Here is a 21134-nt window from a genome sequence, read left to right as displayed (position 1 = left end):
ATTTATTCGCTGGTTTCATTTGCTATTTTGTTCAGTCTTATACCTTTTTCGGCATTTTTTTGAATTAAAGGATTTTGACTTTTTGTGGCTTGGTTTTGAATAAATAAATTGTAATAATTTCTATCAAATCTTCTTGCCCTATTGATAATGGCTTCATAATCATTTTCTAACTCTTGAGGTGTTTTAGAATCAAAATGATTAAATTTCAAGAAGTCCGATGAATAATCTTTATATTTTATTCTAAGCATTTCTAAATCAGCATTAGAATTTCCTAATTCTTCTATAAAACAGCTATATAATGTTTTTTTAACATCATTTGTGTATTCCTCAAGTTTGATTGATGAAAGCGGTTTTTGTTGCATATCCCTTTTGAATAATTTGATTAAATCCGGGTGATACAAAACTAACAAAAGCACTTTTTCAATTCAGTCTTGTTGATTTTTTTGTTCATTCTTTTGTGCTAATTTTGCCTTATTATTCATTAAATAATGATCTACTACATCAGTATCTGTGTAATAAGGTTGCTGTGTATAGTCATCAAAATTAACTAATTCGTAATTTTCATCGTAATGATTTATTATATAACTATTTTCGTTAAAATCGGATGTATATTTATCATTATTAAATGTATTTTTATTTAAAGTTAAGTTAAGATCTTTATTGTATAAATCCTTAATTTTGTTCAAATAAACATTTGCAACATCTGAATCGAAAGTTTTTCAAATTGGATAAAAATCTTCACTAAATTTATTTCATTCAGCTTCAGTAATACTGATGTAATTCTTGACTAAAATTGAATGTTTACTTCTTAAAAAATCATACGAAAATTCTGAATAATCAATAGTATTGCTAATCATTTCAGTCAATTTATTAGCACCAAAATTATTTAAAATTTCATCTGGGTCATAACCTGTTGTATTCTTTACAACATTAATTTTTTTAGCACTTGAATATCAATATTTTAGAAGTGAAACTATTGTTTTATATGTTGCAAATTGTCCAGGTTCATCTCCATCTAAGAAGATCACAATTTTTTTGAATTTTTTCAGTTTTGCAATATGTTCTTTAGTTATCGCAGTGCCCATTAAACAGACTGCATTAGTAAAATTCGCCTTTGACAATGCAATTACATCAAAGAATCCTTCGGCTAGAATTAATTCATTTGAATTGGACTCTAATGCATTATTAAAGTTATATAAAATGCTTGATTTTTTGAAATATTTTGATTCTGAACTATTTATATATTTTGGTTTAGTGTTGTCTAGCACTCTTGCACTAAATCCAACAATTCTATTTTTTTCATCTCTTATTCCAAAAGTGACCCTATTTTGAAAAAAGTTTTCTTTTGAGGTCATTGAAATAAGGGAAGCTTCAGAAAGCACATTTAACTGCTTTTCTAGATCATCCTTAAAGATAGCTTCAAAAGTTAATGGATTATCATAACCAATATCAAACTTTTTGCAAGTTGCATAATCTAATTTTCTTTTAGAAATAAAACTTTTTAAACTTGTGTTTGTAGATTTAATGATTTCACTTTTAAAACATGAATTAGCTCTATCTAGAATTTCATAAACTTTTTGGTCAAATTCAGATAAATTATTATCTTCTTTATTATGAGAGGGATTATATTGAGTTTCATCAAAAGAAATACCCGCTTTATCAGCTAAATATTGAAGCGATTTTATCAGTGACCACTTGTTAAAAAGCATCACAAACCTTAAAGCATTTCCGCCTGTATTGCAAACAAAACATTTAAAAATTTGCTTACGAGTATCAATGCTTAAAGACGGGTTTGTATCGTCATGGAATGGACAAACAGCAGTATAATTATGGCCTTTTCGAATCAATTGTAAAAAACTACCAATTACTTCAACAATATCGTTTTTAGATACAATTAGTTCGATAGTTTGTTGTTCAACTCTTGCCATTTGCCCTCCTTTGTATATTTATTAAAACATTTTTAATAATTCATCTATAGAAACTCTAATTTGTTCCATAGAATCTCTGTCTCTTATTGTTACTGTGTTATTCTCTAATGTATCAAAGTCAATTGTTACACATTTAGGAGTACCGATCGAATCTTGTCTTCTGTATCTTTTTCCAATAGATCCAGTTTCATCATAAACAACTAAAACACCTTTATCTAAGAGTTTTTCGTAAATTTCATTAGCTTTACCTGAAAGTTTTTTCATTAAAGGCAATATTGCCACTTGATAAGGAGCAATTTCTTCATTAAAACGCATAACAATTCTAGTGTCATCTTCAGAAATTTTTTCTTCATCATAGGCATCAATAACAATAGCTAGCATTAATCTATCAAGACCCATTGATGGTTCAATTACATATGGAACAAATTTTTCATTTGTATTAGGGTCAAGATATTCAAGATTTTCACCAGTTGCCTTCATATGAGCATTAAGATCAAAATCGGTTCTATTAGCCACACCTAATAATTCACCTCATCCGAAAGGAAATTGGTATTCAATATCGCTTGTAGCACTTGAATAGTGACTTAATTCTTCATCATCATGTTTTCTAATTCTTATATTATCATTAGATAAACCAATTTTTTTAACGAAAGAAGCTGCTTTATTGATGTAATAGTCAAATGTTTCATTAGCCTTATCAGGATGACAGAATACTTCAAGTTCCATTTGTTCAAATTCTCTAGTTCTAAAAATAAAATTACCTGGAGTTACTTCATTTCTAAAACTTTTTCCAACTTGACCAATACCAATAGGCAATTTAGCTCTTGAAGTTCTTAAAACATTTTTAAAGTTTACAAAAATCCCTTGAGCAGTTTCTGGTCTTAAATAAATAGCACTCTTTTTATCTTCAGTAACACCTTGATAAGTTTCAAACATTAAATTGAATTTACGAATATCGCTTCAGATACATTTTGAATTATCATATTCTTTCAAATTTTCTTCAAGAAACTGTTTCATAGCTTCAAAAGTCATTTTTTCAGGAATAATATTTGGATCAATTTCTTGAATCAATTTATCGGCACGATATCTTTTACCATTAACTCTATTTTCAATCAATGGATCATTGAAATTTGATACATGACCAGATGTTACTCAAACTTGAGGATTCATTAAAATTTTTGAATCAATTAAAAAGTTATTATGCTCTTTAAAAATGAAATGGCGTTTTCACATTTTAGCAATATTATCTTTTAATATAGATCCTAGTGGGCCATAATCTCAAGTATTTGCTAAACCACCATAAATTTCACTACCTTGAAACACAAAGCCTGTGTTTTTTAAATGATTAACAATAGTTGTTATGTTTTTGTCAATATTTTTCATATTTGACCTCTTTTATATGTTTGTAATAAAAAATAAACAACAATAATAAAGATGGATACTTCTAGATTGTTGTTTATTGTACTTTAACTATTTACCAAAGAATACAATGCTATTTTGTGTTGCAATTTGAATAATAGCTAAAATTGTAATAATTACTAAAGTAATTAAAATTAATGATAATGTAGTAACTGCTGTGTAGTATAGTCAAGATGATTTTTTAGCTGGAACTTCTGGTTCTTTGTGGCAATCTTCACAATTTTCAAGATTGCATTCAAACATAGGTGTTTCAACTGATTCTTCTTTAGGTTCAATATATTCAACTACTGGAATTGTTTCAACTACAACTGGTTCTTCTTCAATAACTTCTACAACTTCTTCAACAACTGGTTCTGGTTGAGGTTCAACAGTAATTGTTTGAGTTGTTGATTGTGGAGTAGATTCAACTGTTCCAGAATCAACTAATGTAACTGAATATGTGCTTTTTACTGCAAGATATGGAATTGAATATGTATATTTGTCATATTGAACAAATCCAACGTGTTTAAGTTCAACTAAAACGAATGATGTTTCCCAAGAAACAGGAATTAATTTTCCATCATGTGCTGTGTAGAATGATTGGTTAGCGTATGAGTCTTCTAAAGTTTCATCTACAGTGATTTTTGCAAGAACTGCATTCATTTTTTCAACAAGTTCTTCATTAAGTTTTGAAGCAAGTTTTTGGTTTTTGTTTGTTAACGTTAATGAAATTAATTTAATAGCTTCTTCATAGTTATCAAAGTTTTCTTTAACTCTATTAAAGTCTTGTTTGCTTGATGTTTTTTCTACAAATAATTCTAAAACTTTGTCTAATTTCTTTGAGTATAAAGCAATTGAGCCAATAAAGTCATTTTCATTCAAGTTGTGAATGTATTCGTATGTAACACCTTCAAGTTCTTTAGCATATGATTGTCTTAATAAGTCAATTTTGTTTGCTAATTCTTCATAAGCAACATCTTTGTTTGCTAATTCAGCTTTAAGACGTTCAATATCTTCATCAGCCACCTTGTTATTTGCAACTAATTGGTCTTTAAGAATGTTAATTTGATTTTCAAATTGAATTCTTAACGCGTCAACATCTAAAACATCTTTAGCTTTTCTCTTTGAAATTTCAAGATTTGCTGGGAAGTATGTATATGGATCAGAAATTAAAATAAAATCTTTTCCTTCAACTAATTCACTAACTCTTCTTCTCGCTAATACACGATCTCTTTTAAAGTTTTGAGGATTAATGTAAAGTTCTTTACACATTCCTTCGTATGATGCTTCACCATCAAAACCTGCTACTTTAATGTAGTAATATCATTCATTTTTTTCAGGATCTGAATCAATAGTTAATTGACCAGCAAAAATTCTGTTATTATCTTGGAATCAAACTGCTGTTTCAAAATCTAATCCCATAAATCAATCAAGAGCTTCTTGACGTGTTTTAAATTTAGCTAAACCAGCTTTAACTTTAGGGTGTTTTAAAAGTCAAGGGTATTCAGCGTCCATTTTTGGTTCGTATGTACAATTTAATCTTTTCATATTATCTCCTTGGATAAATGCATTTTATATATTTAACGCATATTTATATGCTTATTATATAATAAAAATGATTTTTTTGATTTTTTTAGAAAAAAATATCATTTTGCCAAAATATCATATTTATAGCATTATTGGTTATCTAATAAACAATAAAATTTAAATAATAATGAATAAAAATTCTTAAAAAGCATAAATATAATCAAAAACATTTATAAAATAGCTTTTTTAGTAAAAGAAATTATCAGCAAAATAAGCATATAACTATTTATTAGATATTATGTCGCATTACAATTAAAACTATATAATAGATATATGATAAAAAAAGGTGACATTCTTAATGGTTTAGTAAAAGAAATCAATGAACATGGAATAGTTGTAAAAACCTTCAATAATATTAGGTTTTTTATTCCATATAGTTTAGTAAGTGATTTTAAAAAATTTAGAAATGAATCATATTTTGAAATAAATCAAAAAATAAATTTTGTAGTGGAATCATACGAATTTGAAAAATTTAGTGGTATTGGAAATTTCAAAATAAATCATCCGGTATTTTGTAGATCTCCTTTCAAAAATTCAATAAAAGAAACTAAAGGTGGATTTTATAATTTAAAAATTAAACTTGATGAAACGATTGAAAGCTACATTCAAAATAAGGATATCTAATGGATAGAGTAGATATAAAATTTATAAACTTCTCGCCAGATTTTAAAAATGAAAGTTTAATCAATCGCAGTGCAAAATTATTTAAAGATATTAAAACTAAAAATGTTAATGGATTTGAAAATTTCGGTTTTCATGAGCTAGCTTTAAATTTTGATAGTGATAATGTCAAAGAGTTATACAGATTTAGTAAAGGTATACATAATTTAAACACCAAATATTTATTTATATTTTGCAAAAGTAATGATTTATTAAATTTTAAAGCTGCCAATACTTTCTTATTTAAAAATGACATACTTGCAGATAAGAAAATACAATACTACTTCATTAATAATGATGAACCTTATTTGTTCCAAAGAATGCTAAAAAAATATTCTAACTTAATAAAAAATAATAGATCTTCGTTCTTATTCATCGGACACGATAAATACAGCAAACATACAATAGAATTAATCAATACAATTTTGGATAATCTAATGAAAGAATACGGAAACACACAATATTCCAAGAAATGCTTTTTTATAGGTAAAAGAGAACTAGAAGAACAATTAGAATTCGTTCGTATTAGTGAAAAAAATCGCATTGTAATGCCTGATATTTTGACGCCAAACTACGCATTTTTTGCAGAAAGTAATTTATTTTTATTACTTTTAAAGGGTTGTAACTTATTATCTTTAGTTGAAGGGTATCAAACCAGTAGCAGATTGTGTAATAGCGAAAACATAGATGAAAATTTAGCTTTTAAATATGGTTATGTTTTGCATTCGGAAAATAAAAGCTATACCTATAATTTTTTAAGTTCTGATAATCCAATTATGTCTGATACACTTTATTTACAGGCAAATATAACAAATTTATTGTTCCATAAGCTTAATACATTTACAACAAGTTTTATAATGCCTGAAGCCGCTTATACATATGGACAATTTATTATTGATAATAGTAAGAAGGTTTATTTAACACATTATAAAATACTTAATGAACAGTTTGATTATCGTCTTACAGATGAGATAAATATCAAAGATAACATAGATAAAGTTGGTTTTACTAGAATAAGTCAATTTAAAAATAGTATAAATCAAGGACTGGAAGATATTTACAGCAATGTAATTTCCTTAAATTGCTGTATTATAACCCTTTTGGATAACACTGCTTATACATTAGGCTCACTTATTAGCTTGATCTATTGAGCTAATATCTATCAATCATATTTAAACAAACAGAATCCATTTGATTTTGAATACTAAGGAGAAAAATGAAAACATTAGACATTAATATTACAAACGCAGTTAGCGAAACAGAAATTTTAAAATTACAAGATAAAGTTTGAAAAATTCATAACAGTGTAATGAATAAAACTGTTGATGAAAAAGACTGATTAGGCTGAATTGATTTACCAAATAAAATTAATGACCCTGAAATTAAAAAAATTAAGGACGTTGCAAAAAATCTTAAAATCCAAAAAATCGAAACATTAGTTGTTATTGGAATTGGTGGAAGTTATTTAGGAACAAAAGCAGGATATGAATTTATTTATGGTCCATACTCAACTAAAAAGCCAGATATTGAACTTGTTTTTGCAGGTAATTCAATCAGTAGTGAACAATTAGTTTCATTATTAAAATATGTTGAAAACAAAAAATTTGCCATTAACGTAATTTCAAAAAGTGGAACTACTTTAGAGCCTTCAATAGCTTTTAGAGAATTTAGAAAATTACTTGAAGCTAAAGTGGGCATAGAAATGGCACAAAAATTAATTATTGCAACAACTGATGCTAAAAAAGGAATTTTATTTGAATTAGCTTCTGCCAAAGGTTATGAAACATTTGTAATTCCTGACAATGTTGGGGGTCGTTTTAGTACACTGAGCCCAGTTGGATTATTCCCTTTTGAATGTGCTGGAATAAATATTGATGAAATGTTATTAGGTGCTCAAGAAGCTAATAAAAATGCTAATAAAGAAAACATTTTAGAAAATGACGCTTATACTTATGCAGTATCTAGACATATATTATCTAAAAAATATCAAGTAGAAATGTTCGCAAGTTACGAACCAAAAATGTCATTCTTTGCCGAATGATGAAAACAATTATTCGCGGAAAGCGAAGGAAAAGACGGAAAAGGTTTATTACCTACAAGTGCTATCTTTTCAACTGATTTGCACTCAATCGGGCAAATGATTCAAGATGGTGTTAAATTATTATTTGAAACTGTTTTGTTCGTAAAAAATCCAATTGACGATCTTACCTTTAAAACAGGTTCAGAAGACCCAGACAAATTATCATTTTTAGACGGCAAAACATTACACGAAGTTAATAAAGCCGCATATCAAGGAACTTTAGAAGCTCATTCTAAAGTTGGAAATATTCCAAATATTGTTATTACATTCGATTCATTTAATGCTTACACATTAGGATACTTATTCCAATTCTTTGAAAGAGCTTTAACAATAAGTGCATATTTACTTGGAGTAAATCCATTCAACCAACCTGGAGTAGAAGTTTACAAAGCAAGTATGTTCAAAATCCTGAATAAGGATAAAAAATAAAATGCCTGAACTTCCAGAAGTTAGAACTGTCACAACTCAATTAGTTAAATTAGTTAAAAATACTACTGTTACAAACGTAGAGGTATTTTTACCAAAGCTGCTTAAAAACTGCAATATTGAACAATTTAAAAACTATCTAGTTAATGAAAAAATCCTTTCCGTATATAACATAGGTAAGTACATTATTTTTAAGCTTTCAAATGATAAAAATTTAATTAGTCATTTAAGAATGACTGGTAAATATTTTAATGATAAAATTGAAGGAAAAATCCGAAGAAATCATGACTACGTTATATTTAAATTAAATAATCATACAGACCTTATTTATAACGATTATCGTCAATTTGGAGCTTTCTATATTAAGAACACTAATGAATTATTTATCACTAACCCATTAAATAAACTAGGCAAAGAGCCATGAGATATTAACACAAAAGAGCTATACGATAGTGTTAAAAATAAAAATACTAATGTTAAAACGTTATTACTAGATCAAAACTATATTCTTGGAATTGGTAATATTTATGCTAATGAGATATTATTTGAAGCTAAAATTAATCCAGAAGCTAAATGTAAAGATATTAATTATGGTGATTGATTAAATATAATTGAAATATCTAAAGATATTTTATCAAATGCTATAAAACACGGTGGCTCTACAATAAATAGTTATTCATCTGTAAATGGTATTGTCGGAAACTACCAAAACTTTTTAAAAGTACATATGAAAAGTGGTAAAAAATGCATAAAGTGTGATAATATAATATCTAAAAAATTAATAAATCAAAGAATGACTTATTATTGTCCAAATTGCCAAAAATAGTGTAAAAAAGGAATATAATCAAAATATGAAAAGAAAAATTATAGATCTGCATGGTTTAACAGTTGATCAAGCAATCTCTGCTGTTATTCTAGCGTATGATGAAGCTTTTGAAGATTATTGCGATGAATTACAAATAATTACAGGCCACGGCTCTGGTGCATTAAAAATAAGCATTGAAGATTGATTAATTAAAGAAAATAGTTCGTATTATGAAGATAAACAAAGTGCATCATTCATAGTCAATATTAATGATGACTTTGGTGATGATTTATACGATGATAAATACAATTAAAAATGTTAGCCTAGGCTAACATTTATTTTATAGTTCTGAATCATTATCAGAAGTTTTTAATTCATTTGCATCATTAACTTTTTTCTCATCAATTTTAAGAGTAACATCAAGACCAAATGGGGCTAAGAGTTGAATTAATAAATAAACTAAATAGAAATCATCAATAATTTTATTAGTAATTATATCAACAATTTCAGGGGCTTTTAATGTGTATGATGAAAATGCTAAGTCAAATAGTTCACAATTAGTATCAAACCAGATAAATGCTTCTTGATTTCTTAAAACTAATGAAAGAGATTTAATTGAATTTTTCTTTATGTGTTGCTTTTTGGCTGGATTGTAAATGTTAATTGAAGTAATAAATTCATGTAATTCTTTAAGGTATTTTAAATTATTTTCATCTTCGAGTCATTCAGATAATAATACATTCCGTTTAGCATTCAAAACTATTGAATCAAATTGTTTATCTAATTCTATTTTGAATAATTCAGCAGATGAGTAATTATTATTTGCATCAAAAAGTGTAATATTAAAATCTTTATTTATATTTAAAATTTTTGCAGCTATACCAAATCTTCTAACATTTTCATCAAGTTCAACTCTTGATTTATATACATTTGCATTATATTTCATTATTTTTTTGAAAGTTTTATTATCTACAGAAGAAATATCAACTCAAGAATTATCGTGGTATAAAAGATTTTGTAGCTTGAAATATTGGTTTTTTGTAGTCGCTTCATACAATTCATATTTACCTAAAACTAAATTATAATTTGCTAAATCAGCAAAATTACTGGTGTTTTTGTAAAAATTAATTGGACTATAATTAATTATTTTTGCTCCCATTTCATTAAAATCATATTTAGGGTTTAATCCAATATATTTGAATAAATAATCAATAATATTTCTACCATTAAACGATAGAATCACATCTCTTTTTAACGAAATTCTTTCTCTTTTGGCAATAACATAACAGACACCACAAATTAACGAAATAGCCAAAGAAATAGAATACATAGTTCAAAAGAATGGTTTAGAATTATCAAATAATCAATTACCTTTTTTAAGACCTAAAGTTGTATAAATATTTAATGAAACAGTAGAAAGTAAAAGTGCAACACCAACAATAAATAAAATTAATGTTGTCAAAAATCCTACTGTAGCAAACGAAAGTCTTTTAGCGTTTTCTTTTTGTTTGAAGAAGGTATTAATTTTGCTTTCAGTAGCGTTTTTAATAGTTGTATATTGTTGCTCTCTAAACTTGTCTTTTGAAAGAATTAAATTGTAGTTATTCATCTCGCTCCTCTTGTTTGAAATATATTTAACTATATAATTATGATTATAATATTATTATCTTAAAATAAACATAAAAGGGTTGAAATGAATACAGAAAAAATTGCAGAATTAATTAAAGAATTAACAAATAAAATTAATACTTGAAATATTGAGTATTATGTTCATAACAATCCAAGCGTTAGCGATTTTGAATACGATAAAGCTCTTTTAGAACTTGAAAAATTAGAAGCAGAAAATCCTGAATTAATTCAAGAAAATTCACCAACAAAATTTGTTGGTGGTTTTGCCGAAAACAAGTTTAAAAAAGTGCTGCACGAAAAACCTATGTTGTCTTTATCAAAAGCATATTCATATGAAGATATAGAAAAATATTTAGAAAATATACTAAAATATGTTCCTCTTGAACAACTTGACTTTAGCATTGAACCTAAAATTGATGGCTTAAGCATTAGTTTGAAATATATTAATGGAAAACTTGTTCAAGCTACTACTAGAGGTGATGGATTAGAAGGTGAGGATGTTACTGAAAATATTTATCAGATCCGATCTATTCCTAAAATAATTAACTATGCCAATAATTTAGAAGTTAGAGGAGAGGTATTCTTATTCAAAAAAGATTTTGAAGAAATTAACCTAAAAATGCTACAAAATAGCGAAAAAGCATATGCAAACGCTAGAAATATAGCAAGTGGAACCCTTAGACAACTCGATCCAAAAATAGTAAAAGAAAGAAACTTAAGCACTTATTTATATGAGTTAGTTGACCCTGAAAGGCATAATATCCATACACAAGAAGAAGCCATTAAATTTATGAAGAATTTAAACATACCAACTAATCCATATGAAAAAATAGTTGAAATTGAAGATTTAGAGGAAGCAATTGAAAACTTCGGCGAACTCAAAAGCCAATTACCTTATGATGCCGACGGCTTAGTTATAAAATTGAATAACCTTGATTTATGAGATAAATTAGGCAAAACAAGCAAATTCCCAAAGCATTCTATTGCATTTAAGTATGACATAGAATTTGCTATAAGTACTATAAAACAGATTTATACAACAGTTGGTAGAACTGGAAAAATAACATATGTGGCTTCTTTAGAACCAGTTGAATTAAATCAAACAATAGTAAGAGCTGCTACACTTCATAATTATAATTTTATAAGTAATCTAAAGATAAACATTGGTGATGAAGTTAAAGTTATTAAAGCTGGCGAAATAATACCTAAGGTTATTGAGCTAGTAATTAAAAATACACAAGATATTTTTAATAAAGTTCTAAGCTGTCCTTCTTGCGATAGTAATTTAGTTGAAATTGATGATAATGTGGATCAATATTGTATTAACAATTTATGCCCAGATAAAAATATTAATATGATAAGCCATTTTTGCGACAGAAAAGCTTTAAATATAGTTGGTTTTGGAATTTCTACTGTTAAAGATTTATATCCAAAATACATTAGAAACATTGTTGATATTTTTAACTTAAATGAATATAAAAATGATCTAATTCAGCTTAATAGATATGGTGAGCAAAAGGTTAATAATCTGCTCAATAATATTGAAAAAGCAAAAAACAATCCTTTTTATAAAGTTTTATTTGCTTTAGGTATTAAACACATTGGAATTAGAGCTGCAAAACTTATTTCAAAACAATATGGCTGTTTTACAGATATTTTAGAAGATAAGGAGCTAGCGAAAATAAATGATATTTTGAACATAGGAACTAAGATTCTTGAAAGTTTAAAAGAATTTGTTCAAAATGAAGATAACATACAAGTACTTCTAAAATTAGATGAATTTTTTTCTTATTCAAGCGATAAACAAATCAAATCAGATTCATTAAATGGATTAAGTTTTGTAATTACAGGTAAATTAAGCCAACCAAGAGATTATATAGCTAATTTAATTGAAGATAACGGTGGTCATGTTCTCTCTGCGATATCTAAAAAAACGAACTTTTTAGTTGCTGGAGCAGATGCTGGAAGCAAGCTAAATAAAGCGATAGAGTGGAATATTTCCATATTAAGCGAAGAAGATTTTTATAAAATGCTAAAAAAATAGCCTTATGGCTGTTTTTTAGTCTCATAAAATTAGTTTTGCTTATAATATTAAATATTAATTTAATAAGCAAAGAAAAGAGGAAACAATGAAGAAGTTTATTATTATAGGAAACTGAAAAATGAATAATACTTTCACTGAAACTCTTGAGTTTTATAAAGAATTTGCTTCAAGATTAAAAAAATTCAAAAAAACTCACAAAGACTTAGAACAATACATTGATAATAATACTTTCGCAATCGCTCCCGCTCACTGTAATTTGGCGGCTTACTGTTTAAATAAAGCTAAACAATTAAAACTATGCAGTCAAAATATGTCAAGACATGACGATGGAGCCTATACTGGAGAAGTTAGTGCTAGAATGCTTCAAGACTTAAACGTGTCCTATGCTTTATGTGGACATTCAGAAAGAAGAAAATACCATTCACAACACGAAAATGATGAAATGATTAACAAGAAAATTCGTCAAGCAGTTAAATATAATATAACTCCAATTATTTGCATAGGTGAATCTAAAGATGATAGAGACAATAATAGAACTGAAGAATCTTTACGCAGACAGTTAAAAGCTTTACTTAACGAAGTTAATATTGATAAAGTTATAGTAGCTTATGAACCAGTTTGAGCTATTGGTACTGGAGAAACACCTACAGCAAAAGAAGTTCAACAAGCTAGTGAAATGATTCACAGATTAACATCGCCTAATGTTCCTGTTTTATACGGTGGAAGTGTAAATATTAGCAATATTAGCGAATTCGCTAATGAACCCGATATTAATGGTTTTTTAGTAGGTGGTGCTAGCTTAGATATTGATCAATTTTTACAATTAATTAGCGTCCATTCAACAAATGAATAAAAGATCCTTTTAAAGGATCTTATTTTATTATTTTAGGAAGTATCATAATAAGAATAAAACCATAGCAACGACAACAAGAATTAAAACAGATATTGCGGAACTTAAAATAATATTAGCTTTTTTCTTATGTGTTTTATGTACCAAATATTCCGGAGTATAACCAAAGTATTCTTTTGTTGTTTCTTTAGTATTTTCATTTGTGTTAAGCTCATAAACTTGATTTTGAAATTCTTTTAATTCAGGAATTTCTTCAAGTTTTATTTCATCAAGTTTTAAGTCAGGAATTTTGTATTTTTCAACTTTAATATAGTCTGTGTTTTCATTATTTAAATTTTTTTCATATTCATCAATTTCTTCAGTATTTTTAACTGCTTTATATAGTTCTAAATAGGAAACTTCATTATTTAAATATTTCTCTTTCATTTCCTTCAATGAGGCTTTATTTATAGCGATATTAGATTTTAAAATTTCACTAATAATTTTAAATATTCTAGCATCTCTGCTTTTATGATCTATAGACTTTTCAATAGTTTTATTTTTAATTTCTCATTCTGGAGAAAAATATTTATAAGGATCATTTAAAATTATGTAATTCATTTCTTTTAAAGATTGTTTTATAGTGTTTTTGGCAAAATCTCTATTCAGTAAATCTGGATCAATTAAATAATCCTTGCATAATTTTTCATATTTTTTAAGGTCTGATTCAGGGCAAACTTTAAGGGTAATATTAGCTTCATTTTTTGCATTTTTAGGCCCAAAAAAAGTTATTTGAGCTATTTTAGCATCGCTTGAATTATAAATTTCAATTAAGCTAGGTATTTCAAAACTTAAATATCAGTTTAAAGCATCTAGACGACTGTTAAAACAGGCTAAGTTATTATCGGCTCTTAAGTTCTTTAAAACTCATGGATATTGATGAGATTTTTTGTCATATATAATAGTTACTTTTTTCATAATTAACTCCAGTTTTATTATCTATAAATATTTTAAAATATTTATATTGAAAGTGTATAAAATTTACTAATTTAACTATAAAATAATAAAAAAGAGCAATCGCTCTTTTAAATTTGGATTTTAGTAACCACTTGTTGATTCTTTACCTTCAACAATAGCAACTGATCTACTTGTACCGAAACGAGTAGCACCTGCTTCATTCATTTTGATCATGTCGTCTTTGTTTGAAATACCGCCAGCAGCTTTAATTAATAATGAATCTCCACAAACACTTTTCATTAATTCAACATCGTGTAAGTTTGCACCTCTTGATGAGAATCCTGTGCTTGTTTTAATAAACTCAGCACCTGAAGCCATAACGATTTCAGTTGCTTTTTTGATTTCTTCATCTGTTAATAAGGCTGTTTCGATAATAACTTTTAATACATGACTTCCACAAGCTTTTTTAACTTCTTTAATGTCATTTAATACGTAGTCATAATCGTGGTCTTTCATTTTACCGATTTGAATAACCATATCAATTTCGTCTGCACCAGCTTTAATAGCTTCAGCAGCTTCAAAAGCTTTACAGTTTGTAAGCATTGCACCTAATGGGAAACCGATAACTGATGTAATTCCAACACCTGTACCAGCTAATTGTTCTTTAGCGTATGGAACATATGATGAATTAACACAAATAGTTTTAAATTTGTATTGTTTTGCTTCAGCGATTAATTTATCAATATCTTTTTTAGTTGCATCAGCTTTTAAATATGTATGGTCAATCATTTGATTGTAGTTTATTGACATTTTTCTCCTTAAGTAAATTTTCTATTGTAATTTATCAATAATAATTTTGTTTTCTGTTTGAGATTTAGCAATTTTGTAGGCAGTTGCTAATTCTTTTAATAAGTTTTCATCAATTGGATTTGATGAGTATAAAGTAAATAATTTGTCACCTTTGTGAACTTCGTCATTAGTTTTCTTATGAAGTGTAATTCCAGCTTCAAAGTCAATAGAATCTTCTTTAGTAGCTCTACCTGCACCAAGTTTCATAGCAACAATACCAAATGTTAAAGCATCATAAATATCTAAGTATCCGTTTTCGTTAGCAATAACATCTAATGAGTATTTAGGATTTCAGAATTTAGGATCTTTTAAAGCTTCAACGTTTCCGCCTTGTAATGCAACAAATTCATAGAATTTATCAAGGGCTTTACCGTTTTTAATAACTTCTTCAACTAATTTGATACCTTCTTCATGTGTTTTAACGATTTTAGCTTGTTCTAAAATTGTTGCACATGATGAGTAAACTAATTCATTAAAGTCCTTAGGTCCTTTACCTTGAAGTGTTCAAATAGCTTCTAAAACTTCATTTTTGTTACCGATTTCACACCCAATTGGTCTTGACATATTTGTAATTTCAGCTCTTACATCTACACCCAATTCTTTACCGATTGAAATCATTGTTTTAGCTAATAATCTTGCGTCATCAGCATTTTTCATAAAGGCACCATTGCCACATTTAACATCAAGTAAGATAGCATCACTACCTGTAGCTAATTTCTTAGACATAATACTTGAAGCAATAAGCGGAATAGATTCTACACAGTTAGTAACATCTCTAAGGGCATAAAGTTTTTTATCTGCAGGCACTAAAGCGGCACTTTGACCAATAACGGCTATTTTGTGTTCTTTAACTTGTTTTTTGAATTGTTCATCCGTTAATTCAACAGTGAAACCTGGAATAGATTCTAATTTATCAATTGTTCCACCAGTATGGCCTAATCCACGTCCTGACATTTTGGCAACTGGTGCACCTAAAGCGCCAACGATTGGAGCAACAGCAAGAGTGGTTTTATCACCAACTCCACCTGTTGAGTGTTTATCTACTTTAATTCCTGGAATTGAACTTAAATCCATAACATCACCTGAGTGCATCATTACTTTTGTAAAGTAAGCTAATTCGGCAGGTTTCATTCCTTGGAACATAACAGCCATTAAGAAAGCTGCCATTTGATAGTCAGGAGTTTTTCCAGCAACATAAGAACCTAATAAGAAGTCGATTTCTTCTTTAGTTAGTTCTAAACCGTGTCTTTTTTTATCAATTAAGTCAACAACACGCATATTGTTCTCCTTTAATTAATTTATTTTAGTATTCTAAAGCTAATTCTAATGCTACTTTCATCATGTCTTTGAAAGCAGTCTGTCTTTGTTCTGAAGTTGTTTCTTCGTGTGTAATTAAGTTATCACTAATTGTTAATAAACAAGCAGCTTTTTTACCTAATTTTTCAGCGTTTGTGAATAATGCGAAACTTTCCATTTCAACACATTCAGCACCTGATTCTTTAATTCTTTCTTCAAGAGGTACTGATGCATAGAAAACGTCTGATGAATGAGTTCTAACTTCTTGAACTTTAATACCTAATTTATCAGCAGCTTTTAAAATTTCTTCATTTAAGTCTTTGCTTGGTAATGCAACGTTTGATTCGTCATTTAATACTAATCTTCTGAATGCATTACTATCTGCATAAGCTGAACTAACTAAAACTGTGTCATATAAGTTTAAGTCTTTTGTGTAAGCACCAGCTGAACCAATTCTAACGATTTTTTCTACACCGTAGAAGTTGAATAATTCAAAGCTGTAGATACCGATTGATGGACAACCCATACCACTAGCAGCAACTGTAACTGGATGACCTTTGTATGTACCTGTGTACATAAATACGTTTCTTACTGTATTAACTAATTTATAGCCTTCGTCAAAAAATGTTTCAGCGATAAATTTAGCTCTTAATGGGTCACCTGGCATTAAAACTAATTTTGCGATTGAGCCTTGAGGGGCATTAATGTGTGGTGTCATAATATTTCTCCTTTAATATGTTAATGTTTAATATAAATTAATATGATATCTTCAATAGAAATCTGATAATTATTGTGCGATTTATATATTATTAGAAGATAAATAAGCTAATATATAACTTACATTTATATTCTAACATAATAATTATTATTCGCACGTGCATTGTTGCGGAAGGTTTTAAAAGAATTAAACAAAAATTCCTGCAATTTGCAGGAAAATTATTATTTTTATTAAATAACTATAAATTAGTCTTTTTTGTCAAAAAAGTTATTATCAATGAAACAGAAATTATATATTTCTTCTTTAGCTTTAAGCATTACTAAGTCTGACTTATTTCATTTATTATTTTTGATAAAGTAGTCTTTTGCCTTTGTCTGATCTAAATTCTTAGGATTTAAGATTAAGCTGAAAGCATCTTTTTCATTGTAATTGTTCATATTATGATTTTTAATATATTGAATAAATCCATCTACATCTTTTATACCTATAGAACAGGCAAATTCGTTAATTTTATTCTTAGTAGATTGTTCTTTATAATTGTTAATATAGTCTAACAATGTGTAATCTGGATTAATTTGTGTTTTACCACTTTCAATATCTTGAATTATTATTTTAACAATTTCACTATCTTGATCAGAAAGTCTTTTTAAAACAGATTTAAATTCTTGTAATTTTTTAGAAATTAGTTCTTTATCAGTAGCATTTTTTTCTCGTGAAAGATATCAATCATTAAAGAATTTATTACAGTATTCAACATCTATTAATCCTGTATCAATTTGTAGAAGTGATGAAGCAATATCATATGCGATTTGATGTTTTTGATCACTTTCGGTTCCCATGTTGGTAGCTAAACTTTTATATCTTTGAAAGACTGTTCTATAGTCATTTTCGTCAAAATTCATTTTAACAGTTTCGCTTGATAATGAATTATCAGGATTGTATTCATTTTTATTTCAATTAAATCCTTGAACTTTAGCGGCTTCTAAAAATTTACTAAATTGATTAAATGTTTTAACAAAAGCTCTTTTATCAACTATATCAGCTGGAACAGTTTCAAAATTTTCAATATTATTTCTTTCAAAAATACTTTTAATTTCACAGAATAAATCATTTAGATTTTTCAAATTATCCTGTAATTTAGGTACAAAAATACCTTGAGGTTTAAAACCAGAATATGTTTTAAATGCTATATCAATTTCTTTATCCATTTTATGAGGCCGGCGATAAAATTTAATTACTCCATAAGGCTTACCTGAATAATTTCCAAAAATACGGTTAGTTCTTGAAAAGGCCTGTATTATATTTTGCATTTGTAATGTTTTGTCTAGATATAATGCATTAATTCATTTAGAATCATATCCAGTTAATAATTGGTCAACTACAATTACTAAATCAATTTGCTGTGATTTTCTGTCTTCTTTATCTATATCAAAATATTCAATTTTATGAGCTAATCTAGCAAGTAAATCACTTTTAAATAACGTATCAAAATCTCTAGGATGGAACAAAATTCCAAAATTATTTTTGTATTCTTCTAGAATTTCAACAACAGCATCCTCTTTATATTCTCAACCGTCTTTATTATCATCAGTTAAACTAAATAAAGCAGTGAATTTAATTTCAGGATAAGTTCCATCGTTATTATCTCTAAAATATTTAAATAGTTTGAAATATTGAATGGCATCTGGAATCGAAGAAACAGCTAATAAACCGTGAAATTTTTTCTCATCACTAACATGATTTCATTTACTTAAAATACTTTTAACAACTTGATATGGATGCGACTTTTTCAATTCATATTCATATTTTGCCGGATCACTTATTTTTAACTCTTCATTAGGAAAAGCATATTGAGAGTTCGGAATCATATCTTCAATTCCATCAATTTTTTTGCCAGTTAATTCATCAATATAACCGACCATCGGGATAGATTTTTCTCTTACATATTGATTGTAAATTTGATATTTAGATTCATCATTATAAATTTCATCAATATTATTAGTTTTACATTTTTCAAAAGCTATTGCCTTTCTAAGCATCATATCATCAAAAGTAAATACCTTGTACGGGTCAAAGCCTAAAACATTTTCATCTCTTATACCATCTGCGATACTATATCTATGCAATTCATCACCAAAAACGTCTGCAGTTGTATTCATTTTAATGCTATTTTCATCAAAGATAGGTGTACCAGTAAAACCAAAATATAGGGCTTTTGGGAAAGTATCTTTAATTTTTTTATGCATTTCACCAAAATTTGAACGATGGCATTCATCAATAATAAATACTAGTTTCTTCTCGTTGATTTTATCTATATCAGCCTGAAACTTATTAATTTTATCACCTTCATTTTCATAACCATCACTTTGAATCTTACTCATTTTATGGATAGAAGTCACTATTAACTTATCTGTTTTATTTTTTAGTTTTCTAATTAAATCATAAGAGTTATCTGTATCGCTTACTATTTCATCATCATTAGCTATTTGAATGTAATTTTTATATGATTGAGTTCATAATTCAGATCTATCCATAATGAAAACGATCTTATCTGCTTTATTTGAATTTTTAATTAATTGAGCTGTTTTAAAACTTGTAAAGGTTTTTCCACTTCCTGTTGTATGTCAAATGTAACCACCTAAATGATCTTTTTCAGTTCATAAAGCGTTTTTAACACGATCTAATATAGCTTCAGCAGCATAACATTGATAACTTCTCATTACTTTTAGAGATTTATCGCCATTATCAGCGATAGTATAATATCCAACTAATTTATGTGCCATTGGAATAGATAATAAATGTTTAATAACATCTTTATATGAATCAAATGGTTTATTTTCTTTATCAGCTCATTTAAACATAAAAGCTTCATTAAAAGGTTTTCTGCCTGGATTAGCAAAATATTTAGTTTCTTCAGGATTCATAGCTACAAAAACTTGTACTAGTGAAAAAATACCAGTAAATACTCCTGCTTTAGAGTATTTTTGAATTTGATTAATAGCTTCAGAAATACTTACACCCGATTTTTTAAGTTCAATATGGATTAAAGGGAGTCCATTAATTAAAAGTAGTAAGTCACCTCTTCTATTCTTTTGACCTTGGGTATGAACTGTAAATCTTGGTTGTCTAACAATTTGATATTTACTTTTACCACCCGCTATAGCGTCTTTATCAAATAATTCTAATGATACTTCTGTGCCTAGGTGTAATTTATCCTTAGGATTATCTCTTTTTATTGTTATAGTTGAATGAATAATTTGTTTATAAGCTTCAAAAGAACTACCTAATAAGTTATTTAACTTATCTCTAAGTTGTTTCTTTTCTCCATCAGAAAAATAAACATCATTTAGTCTATCAATACCTTTATTATTGTTATAAATAATTTCTAATCAGTTATTGAAAATATCTTCTTCAGTTAAATTTTTAAGAATATTTGACTCTCAACCATATTGAGTTAGCATTTCAACAACGGCATCTTCAAATTTTTGTTCATTATTAAATGTTTCTGGATACATATAACCTCTTTAATTAATATTAACATATTAATTATATTACAATCTCTTGTAAACAGGTGTAAGGGTAATTGATACAATATATATAAAATGCAAAAGTGAGATTCCGCCTAAAAAGATAAATAATAAAAATCTATTTTAATAATAGACTATTGATTAGAAAATAATAGAAAAGATTGCCTTATAAGGCAAAAAAAGATGAATTTTTTAATGAATTTTACAAATTACCTGAATTTTCGTTTACTTATTAATGAACGAGTTTGAAATTTTCTCTAACTGAAAAGGCTTGAAATTTTTATAATTTCAGTCTGCGATATTGTGTCTTTCAATTTTATTAATTCTTTCTTGAATTATATCCATATCACTTTGAGTGAATTTATCCATAGATGTGCCTTTTGGGATAAATCTTCTGATAT

16 protein-coding genes are annotated in these 21134 nt (G+C 27.4%); 7 read left to right on the top strand and 9 right to left on the bottom strand.

All coding sequences use genetic code 4. From position 1 onward, the window contains the following. Positions 1 to 2: 2 nt before the first annotated feature. The 3 genes from dnaG to T390_RS0101900 form a co-directional block, all read right to left on the bottom strand. A complete protein-coding gene (gene dnaG / locus T390_RS03800) occupies positions 3 to 1928 on the bottom strand; it encodes a DNA primase (RefSeq protein WP_036436065.1) in 1926 nt (641 codons plus the stop codon). Positions 1929 to 1949: 21 nt separating this feature from the next. Then, the gene (locus tag T390_RS0101905) at positions 1950 to 3311 is read right to left on the bottom strand and encodes a glycine--tRNA ligase (protein ID WP_027334826.1); all 1362 of its coding nucleotides are present in this window, start codon (positions 3309 to 3311) and stop codon (positions 1950 to 1952) included. Between the two features lie 87 nt (positions 3312 to 3398). Beyond that, positions 3399 to 4874 carry an MAG3090 family protein gene (locus T390_RS0101900; RefSeq protein WP_027334825.1) on the bottom strand — a complete coding sequence of 492 codons (1476 nt, stop codon included), beginning with the start codon at positions 4872 to 4874 and terminating at the stop codon, positions 3399 to 3401. A 312-nt stretch (positions 4875 to 5186) separates the two neighbouring features. Between T390_RS0101900 and T390_RS0101895 the strand changes: the two genes are divergently transcribed. From T390_RS0101895 to T390_RS0101875, 5 genes are read left to right on the top strand one after another with little or no spacing between them, the layout of a single operon-like run. Then, positions 5187 to 5537, top strand: a complete 351-nt coding sequence (locus T390_RS0101895) for a S1 RNA-binding domain-containing protein (protein WP_027334824.1) — start codon at positions 5187 to 5189, stop codon at positions 5535 to 5537. After that, positions 5537 to 6781 (top strand): hypothetical protein, encoded by a 1245-nt coding sequence (locus T390_RS0101890; RefSeq protein ID WP_027334823.1) that lies wholly within the window; start codon positions 5537 to 5539, stop codon positions 6779 to 6781. The genes T390_RS0101895 and T390_RS0101890 overlap by 1 nt, the downstream gene beginning before the upstream one ends. An 8-nt stretch (positions 6782 to 6789) precedes the next feature. Continuing rightward, positions 6790 to 8082: a glucose-6-phosphate isomerase gene (locus tag T390_RS0101885; protein WP_027334822.1), complete on the top strand. Its 1293-nt coding sequence runs from the start codon at positions 6790 to 6792 to the stop codon at positions 8080 to 8082. Position 8083: 1 nt separating this feature from the next. Beyond that, complete coding sequence (mutM, locus tag T390_RS0101880; RefSeq protein WP_027334821.1) at positions 8084 to 8905, top strand: DNA-formamidopyrimidine glycosylase; 822 nt, start codon at positions 8084 to 8086, stop codon at positions 8903 to 8905. Between the two features lie 25 nt (positions 8906 to 8930). Next, positions 8931 to 9197, top strand: coding sequence for a Smr/MutS family protein (locus T390_RS0101875; RefSeq protein WP_027334820.1), 267 nt, complete (start codon positions 8931 to 8933; stop codon positions 9195 to 9197). Between the two features lie 27 nt (positions 9198 to 9224). Here the strand turns inward: T390_RS0101875 and T390_RS03795 are convergent, their stop codons facing one another. Next, complete coding sequence (locus T390_RS03795; RefSeq protein ID WP_051590852.1) at positions 9225 to 10493, bottom strand: MAG2810 family protein; 1269 nt, start codon at positions 10491 to 10493, stop codon at positions 9225 to 9227. 84 nt (positions 10494 to 10577) lie between these two features. Here T390_RS03795 and ligA point away from each other — a divergent pair, with 84 nt between their 5' ends. After that, positions 10578 to 12557, top strand: coding sequence for an NAD-dependent DNA ligase LigA (gene ligA, locus T390_RS0101865; RefSeq protein WP_027334819.1), 1980 nt, complete (start codon positions 10578 to 10580; stop codon positions 12555 to 12557). Between the two features lie 85 nt (positions 12558 to 12642). Further along, the gene (gene tpiA, locus T390_RS0101860; RefSeq protein ID WP_027334818.1) at positions 12643 to 13410 is read left to right on the top strand and encodes a triose-phosphate isomerase; all 768 of its coding nucleotides are present in this window, start codon (positions 12643 to 12645) and stop codon (positions 13408 to 13410) included. A 27-nt stretch (positions 13411 to 13437) separates the two neighbouring features. Here the strand turns inward: tpiA and T390_RS0101855 are convergent, their stop codons facing one another. From T390_RS0101855 to T390_RS03790, 5 genes are all read right to left on the bottom strand, one after another. Then, the gene (locus T390_RS0101855) at positions 13438 to 14364 is read right to left on the bottom strand and encodes an MAG3090 family protein (RefSeq protein WP_027334817.1); all 927 of its coding nucleotides are present in this window, start codon (positions 14362 to 14364) and stop codon (positions 13438 to 13440) included. A gap of 120 nt (positions 14365 to 14484) precedes the next feature. Further along, positions 14485 to 15153, bottom strand: coding sequence for a deoxyribose-phosphate aldolase (gene deoC, locus T390_RS0101850; RefSeq protein WP_036436063.1), 669 nt, complete (start codon positions 15151 to 15153; stop codon positions 14485 to 14487). A gap of 21 nt (positions 15154 to 15174) precedes the next feature. Then, positions 15175 to 16470: a pyrimidine-nucleoside phosphorylase gene (locus T390_RS0101845; RefSeq protein WP_027334815.1), complete on the bottom strand. Its 1296-nt coding sequence runs from the start codon at positions 16468 to 16470 to the stop codon at positions 15175 to 15177. A gap of 25 nt (positions 16471 to 16495) precedes the next feature. Further along, positions 16496 to 17206 (bottom strand): purine-nucleoside phosphorylase, encoded by a 711-nt coding sequence (gene deoD / locus T390_RS0101840; RefSeq protein WP_027334814.1) that lies wholly within the window; start codon positions 17204 to 17206, stop codon positions 16496 to 16498. 245 nt (positions 17207 to 17451) lie between these two features. Further along, the gene (locus T390_RS03790) at positions 17452 to 20721 is read right to left on the bottom strand and encodes a type I restriction enzyme subunit R domain-containing protein (protein WP_036436061.1); all 3270 of its coding nucleotides are present in this window, start codon (positions 20719 to 20721) and stop codon (positions 17452 to 17454) included. Between the last annotated feature and the right edge of the window lie 413 nt (positions 20722 to 21134).

Origin of the sequence: Mycoplasmopsis felifaucium ATCC 43428, assembly GCF_000687775.1 — a bacterium.
Taxonomy (GTDB): domain Bacteria; phylum Bacillota_I; class Bacilli_A; order Mycoplasmatales; family Metamycoplasmataceae; genus Mycoplasmopsis; species Mycoplasmopsis felifaucium.
This window is presented reverse-complemented; position numbering and strand designations above follow the sequence as displayed.